1 protein-coding gene and 1 pseudogene are annotated in these 1,709 nt (G+C 41.4%); one reads left to right on the top strand and one right to left on the bottom strand.

Annotation, left to right across the window (positions count from 1 at the left end):
- A pseudogene (locus R7O12_RS24140) lies at positions 1–397 on the bottom strand (methyl-accepting chemotaxis protein); the annotation flags it as partial.
- 561 nt (positions 398–958) lie between these two features.
- Between R7O12_RS24140 and R7O12_RS24135 the strand changes: the two are divergent.
- The gene (locus tag R7O12_RS24135) at positions 959–1,636 is read left to right on the top strand and encodes a response regulator transcription factor (protein ID WP_005457963.1); all 678 of its coding nucleotides are present in this window, start codon (positions 959–961) and stop codon (positions 1,634–1,636) included.
- Positions 1,637–1,709 lie beyond the last annotated feature (73 nt).

The following is a 1,709-nucleotide window of genomic DNA, read 5'->3' as shown; positions in this document are numbered from 1 at the left end:
TTTTGTCTTGAATCGTTGGCTCAACCCACGATGGCTTTTCCCATACCATGTAACCAGCAAACACAGCTTTGTTCTGAGCTTCTAGCGACGCAATAAACTGTTTAACAATAATGTCTGGCGTCGCGGCCGTCTCTGCGCTTAATTCGATAATTGAACGCGCTTGCTTTAAGTTCGCCAACACTGGCTCTAACTGGTTGGAAATATTCAGCCCTTGCTGAATCGCCGTATTGCTCAGGTCGGTCGTGGTGGCTTCGGTCAGTTGAGATTTTACTTTTGTAGTGATTTGTTCATTCACTTGCGTGAACGCATTGGTTGTCATACCCATTGCAATCAATAGAGTGAAGGCCATTGCCCCACCCGCACTGACAGCAATTCGAGTGCGTATACTGTTAAACATGATAGCCTCACAAATTGATTTTTATCTGGCATTAAGCATTGGAAGGATCATGGATTTTAAACAAGTAAAGTTAATGGGAGACTTTCGTTTATGAACAGTTCAAGAACAGAAAATGTAGTTTTATTAATAAAAATAAAATAATGCAGCGTTTCGCTTATGCATGAAACCATTGATTTGATTGAATTATCTCAAAAAAGAGAATCTAAGCGTTTGTATTTAAACGCAATAACCATATCTAAAAAATGGTTTTATAAAAAGTAAGAACCTTCCCTATCAAGTGCACTTGTGAAGATTGGCAATTATTAATAATGTGCTCAGTGTCACATAAATAATTTAGTATCTTCATGTTTTATATGGAGTTAACAGAACCAACCAATCTATACCATTTATATTTCAATCAGTATTGATAGATATAAATAAACAGGTACCACTGTATTTAAGGTTAGACATTGAAAACCGACACAAAGGTGAGAAAATCATTGTCGACAACTTTTTCACACCTATAGTGAATAATGTTCGTTAAGATCAACATTCGAATTTATCGAGATTGGATAAGAATAAATGAAACGTGTACTTTTGGTAGAAGATAATCGTGAAATAGCGGGAATGTTGTTCGATTATTTTGAGTGTGCTGGCATGCAGCTGGATTATGCCGACAACGGTGAGCTAGGCTTAAAGCTGGCGATGGATAATGCGTTTGACATCATTTTGCTCGACCTCATGCTGCCGCGCATGGATGGCCTAACACTGTGCAACAAGCTGCGCGATGCGGGTAATAACACTCCGGTGTTGATGTTGACTGCACTTGATAGCCGAGACGACATGCTCAAAGGCTTCCAACACGGCGCCGACGACTACCTCACCAAACCGTTTGATCTCGATATTCTTGAAGCACGCATGACTGCATTGATTAAACGCTACCGCGGTACGGTTGCATCAACCAAACTCCAGTATGGCGAAGTGTCTATCGATCAAAAAACGCATCAAGCCTACCGTCAAGATAAGCTGTTGGCGTTGAATCCAACCACGTACACTATTCTAGAAATGCTGGTCAAAAATGCCCCCGAAGTTGTGACGCGTGAAGAAATCGCATTCCGCCTATGGCAAGAAAATGAGCCAAACAATGACGTTTTGCGCAGCCACATTTATCAACTGCGCGGTCAACTCGATAAACCCTTTGAAGAACATTTATTGAAAACCATCCCTAAAGTCGGCTTCCGCTTGGAGCCGGGGGCATGATTCGCCGCTTATTTAACAACACACAAAGCTTAACTGGACGCCTCGAACTCTTCTTCCTGTTGGTGTCGATTGT

This window comes from Vibrio sp. Vb1574, assembly GCF_033338675.1.
The sequence above is the reverse complement of the archived record's forward strand: the minus strand, read 5'-3'. Positions and strand labels throughout refer to the sequence as shown.